4 protein-coding genes and 1 pseudogene are annotated in these 4,968 nt (G+C 51.7%); 4 read left to right on the top strand and 1 reads right to left on the bottom strand.

Going from position 1 to position 4,968, the window contains the following annotated elements:
• Window positions 1-895: hypothetical protein (locus HFM78_RS13690; protein ID WP_287130010.1), on the bottom strand; the 895-nt coding region annotated here is incomplete at its 3' end.
• Between the two features lie 252 nt (window positions 896-1,147).
• Between HFM78_RS13690 and HFM78_RS13685 the strand changes: the two genes are divergently transcribed.
• The 4 genes and pseudogenes from HFM78_RS13685 to HFM78_RS13670 form a co-directional block, all read left to right on the top strand.
• Window positions 1,148-1,726 carry a CPP1-like family protein gene (locus HFM78_RS13685; protein WP_287130009.1) on the top strand — a complete coding sequence of 193 codons (579 nt, stop codon included), beginning with the start codon at window positions 1,148-1,150 and terminating at the stop codon, window positions 1,724-1,726.
• Window positions 1,723-2,811 carry a glycosyltransferase family 2 protein gene (locus HFM78_RS13680; RefSeq protein WP_287130008.1) on the top strand — a complete coding sequence of 363 codons (1,089 nt, stop codon included), beginning with the start codon at window positions 1,723-1,725 and terminating at the stop codon, window positions 2,809-2,811. Before HFM78_RS13685 ends, HFM78_RS13680 begins: the two co-directional genes overlap by 4 nt.
• Before the next feature lie 39 nt (window positions 2,812-2,850).
• Window positions 2,851-4,704 (top strand): molecular chaperone HtpG, encoded by a 1,854-nt coding sequence (gene htpG / locus HFM78_RS13675; protein WP_287130007.1) that lies wholly within the window; start codon window positions 2,851-2,853, stop codon window positions 4,702-4,704.
• A pseudogene (locus tag HFM78_RS13670) lies at window positions 4,697-4,968 on the top strand (hypothetical protein); the annotation flags it as partial. The gene htpG and the pseudogene HFM78_RS13670, both read left to right, overlap by 8 nt.

Genomic DNA, 4,968 nt, shown 5'->3' with positions numbered 1-4,968 from the left:
GAATGTCTGTGTACTGAACAACTAGCGGTGCACTGCGATCCATCAAAGTTGCGTTCCCAGAACTAACTGTCCGCTTGGTAGCTGTCTCCGTAGTTGTAAAGAGACAGTTAGCTATTTGGACCTGAACAATTTCACCGCGACAGGCATTCCCGTTACCTTCTCTAGCAGCGTAAATCCGAACCACTACACGATAGGAGTTATATACAAATTCGCCGTTTGCCGCCCGGTCATCACTAGTCGGAGTAAATGTACCCCTTGTGTTCACATCAGCACGCTGACTACCAGGCGCAGGGCCATAATACATTTGAGCAACGAAACGAACTTCGCGGTCATCATTAGCATCAGCGTCAAAATCTAGGTAATTACATTGACCATTCGCACTAGTCTGAGTAATGGGGTTCTCAAGTAAACCATAACTATAAACACGTGCATCGGTCGGTGACACTGTATAAATATCGTTTAAACCAACCACATTTGGGTCTGAAGGGTTGTCTGAAAAACGGGAACCTGTAGTTACCTCATTATAGACTGTCTTAATACCATTTCTGTCTGCATTTCTAACCTCGTATGTTCCTGAAGGCAAAATTACATTCTTAGGCGTACAGTTAGCATCAGTTTGACCAAAGAGCGGAAAACGATGATCGTCATAGTTCACAGGGAATTTATAAAAATTTGTAATCTCGTTCAATACGCTCCAGTATCTGCGAACTTCTTCTAGCTGAGTCTGTGCTAAAGCACTGGCTTCACCCACCCCTTCTGACTGGCGGCGGACCATAGCTGTACCCACAATCATCGGTACCAGACCGACAAGAAACATTGATAGAACTACTATGGCAACCAACGCTTCGATCAGCGTGGCTCCATGGGGCGACCGGAGACGGGGCAGGGAATTCATCGCTGTGACACTCCATGACAATCTGCACTTCAAATAAGCTTGCTCAAGTCACTGAGGTAGTGATGAAAGCCTACGTGAAAATTATACACATTTTCTACTAGATATCTTTACGTGAATTTTACTAATTGGTCAGTAGTTTCCTGAGTTAGATGATGACTTGTTTAGGGTACTCGTCTAACTCTTCAGTGGAAGGTTGCTTGTTCTAAAGCAGGGGGTGGGCTAGGCTGGTAACACCTAGCACCAGTCCGGCCCATGAACGACAGTAATCCCTATGCGGTCCTCGGCATTGACCCGGACGCTGCCTTTGAGGAGATCCAAGCAGCACGGGCGCGTCTCTTGTCAGATCTCGACGAAAATGACCGCCAACGTCAAGTGGTCGAATCGGCCTATGATGCAATCCTGATGCAGCGACTACAGCTTCGTAAGGAAGGAAAAGTCAAGGTCCCTGACCGGATTCGTTTTCCTGAGACGCAAGTGCAAGCTCCCCCGCCCCGCGCCAAGGCTAAGGCCCCGGTTTGGTGGGAGGGCTGGTTGGACCGTCCAGCTCCAGGGAGTATTTGGCAACCAGCGGCAGTCTTTGGCGGGTTGGCATTTCTGGCTCTGTTACCGGGGTCGGGGCCGAGTTATGCCCTGTCTTTTGCAGTGATTGCCAGTACCTATTTTTGGTTTCAGAAGAGTCGTAATCTACTCAGGGCTTTTGGGTTATCGCTGGCGGTGTTAGTCGTGGCGGGGCTCATCAGTTTCACCTTGGTGCCGGGGGCGAGTTTCCCAATGCTGGGGGCGGTGCTGGTCCTTGCGGCCTATTTAGCGGCGGTGGCCTACCTTAAGTGATCGGCTGGGTCCTGCTGGCGGTGGCCCTGTATTGGGGAGTCCTAGAATGGGCGGACCAAGCGCGAGTCCAACGGGAACCTAAGCTGACGGCGCGTCCTTACATAGGTGCGGCGCAAGTGAGTGTCATCATTCCTGCCCGCAATGAAGTATTGAACTTGCCACGCTGTCTGGAGGCTCTACTAGGCCAGACCTACACGCCCTTGGAGATTATTGTCGTAGATGATAACTCCAGCGATGGGACGGAGGAATTAGTTGAGCAGTACCCCCGAGTCACATTAATCCGGGGCGGACCCTTGGCGGCGGGTTGGACGGGGAAGTGTTACGCGCTGCACCAGGGAGTTGAGCGGACGCGTGGGGATTGGCTTTTGTTTGTAGATGCAGATACCTGTCTGGAACCCGGGGGGCTGGCGGCGGCCTTGGCCTATGGTGACGAGACCGTGGATCTACTCTCCCTGACGGCTCGTCAAGAGGCGGTGAGTATCTGGGAACAGGCGGTTCAGCCAATTATTTTTGGGCTCCTTAACCGTCAATATCCCTTGGGAACCGGGGGGATTGCGGCGAATGGGCAGTTCATTTTGGTTCGTCGGGACGCTTACACAAGGGTCGGGACCCATCGGGCGGTGCGGGGGGCAGTGGTGGAGGATGTGGCTTTGGCTCGTGCTTTTCATCAGCAGGGCTATCGGGTCCATTTCATTAACGGCACGGGACTATTTAGGACCCGGATGTACCGGGGATTGCAGGAAGTCTGGGAGGGCTGGAGTAAGAACAGCTTCCGGCTATTTTGGCCCCAGGTTCTAGAGACTCTCGCCCAACTAAGCCTTCGGCTGCTGCCTTGGGCAGGGTTAGTGGTGGCTCTAATGGTTCAGGATGGCGCGGGTATTTTGATAAATGGATTGGTCCTCGCTTGGGGGATGGTGGTGGATGCGCGGATTCGGGAGCGGCAAGCTTTCGCTCCCAGTACGGTGCTGTGGCAGTTGCCGGGGGCGGTCTTGACCTTGGCGATTCTCATCAATAGTGGTTTGCGTCAGGTCCTCGGGCTGGGGACGACTTGGAAGGGCCGTTCGTACCCGACAACGACGGAATAGATCGTTTAAAATACACCATGGACGCTTGGAGGAATCACTGTGTTAGAGCAAGGCAACATCACGGTCCATACTGAAAACATCTTCCCCATCATTAAGAAGTCGCTCTACTCAGAACGGGATATCTTCTTGCGGGAACTGATCGCCAATGGTTTTGATGCGGTCAGTAAACTAAAAATGCTCGGTTATGCCGGGGAGTTTACCGATAATAACGAGGACTATGCGATCCGGGTCAAGCTCGACAAAGAGGGCCGGATTCTGACGGTGACGGATAATGGGCTTGGTATGACGGCGGAAGAAGTCAAGCAATATATTAACCAAGTCGCCTTTTCCAGTGCTGAGGAGTTTGTCCAGAAGTTTTCTCAAAGTGGCGAAAACCAGATTATCGGACATTTTGGCCTGGGGTTCTATTCAGCTTTCATGGTGGCTGACCGCGTTGAGATTGATACGCTTAGTTACCGACCCGAGAGTACAGCGGTACGCTGGGAGTGCGACGGGACCACAGCTTTCACCCTCGATACTTCAACCCGTCAAGAGCGGGGCACTACGATTACGCTTTACCTGAGTCAGGATGCAGAGGAATTTCTTAGCGAGACGACAATTCAAGAGATTATCCGCAAGTACTGCGATTACCTGCCGCTCCCCATCTTCTTTAATGATACTGTGGCAAACAAGCAGACCCCGCTCTGGAAGCAGGCGGCGAGTTCGCTCAAGGACCAGGATTACCTGGACTTTTATCAGTATATGTATCCTTACAAAGAGGAACCGCTGTTCTGGATTCACCTCAATACGGATTATCCTTTCTCGCTTCAGGGGATTCTTTATTTCCCGAAGTTAGAGCGGGATATGGACCTGACCAAGGGACAGATTAAGCTCTTCTGCAATCAGGTTTTTGTGAGTGATAACTGTGAGGAGATTATTCCTAAGTTCCTCACCCCGCTCCAGGGCGCGATTGATAGCCCGGATATCCCACTCAACGTCTCGCGCAGTTACTTGCAAGGGGACCGCACGGTGCGTCGGATTGCGGATTTTATCACCAAGAAAGTCGCCGACCGCCTCAAAGAACTATATCAGCAGCAGCGGGAACACTACTTCAAGTGTTGGACAGATATCAGTGTGTTCGTCAAGTTTGGGATGTTGAATAATGACAAGTTCTTTGAGCAGGCTAAAGAGGTCTTGATTTTTCAGGTAGCGGGTGAGACTCAGACTTTTCGGACCCTGACGGACTATCAGAAACAGAACCAAGCGAAGACTGATAAAAAAGTCTATTACACCACTGACGCGCTCAACCAGTCCAGTTATATTGACCTGCTCAAGGGTCAAGAGATTGAAGTCTTAATCCTAGATTCCTTCATTGATACCCACTTTGTCAGTTTCTTGGAATCTAAGTACCCGGAGGTCCGTTTCAGCCGGGTGGACGCAGACCTGGATGAGAACTTGTTGACCCAGGACAAGGCGGCGGAACTAGTGGACCCGCGCACCCAGAAGACCCGAAGCGAAACGCTTAAGGACCTCTTCAAAACCGCCCTGAATCTACCTAAATTGAACCTCCGAACTGAAGCTCTCAAAGCTGAGAATGTCCCGGCAATGGTCTTGCTTCCGGAACAGTTGCGCCGTCTTAAGGAGATGACCGCCATGATGCAGCAGGGTTCTAACCTGGACTTCTTGGAAGAACATACACTCCTACTCAACACGGCTAACCCCTTGGTTCAGAGTTTACAGAAGTTGGAGGATTCAGGGCGTGACCCGGAGCTAGTTAACTTATTGTGTCGTCAGGTCTATGACTTGGCCCTGATGTCCCAGAAACCCTTTGACTCGGGTTCGCTCCAGCAGTTTATCCAGCGTTCTAACCAGATGATGACCCAACTAGCGGCTGTGCGGGCCATGGATGGATAGTCTCCGCGCCTTGACCCAGTTATTCCTCTGGGCCGTGGGTCTGTGCTTAATCTTCATCAACCTCGGTACCACGGTCATCCCTCGGTTTTTCACTGAGACGACCACGATTGCCTTGGAGCAGTTTGCTAACCCGGTGGCGGTGGTCGGTGCTCCAGATGCCATTTATTTCGTGGACCACGACCAGATGCGGCTCCTGCGCCTGAATACAGAAGGGCAACTGACCCATATCGCCGGGAATGGGAATCTGACGGCTGGGGGCGATGG

The organism is Candidatus Cyanaurora vandensis (assembly GCF_013285555.1).
GTDB lineage: Bacteria > Cyanobacteriota > Cyanobacteriia > Gloeobacterales > Anthocerotibacteraceae > Cyanaurora > Cyanaurora vandensis.
This window is presented reverse-complemented; position numbering and strand designations above follow the sequence as displayed.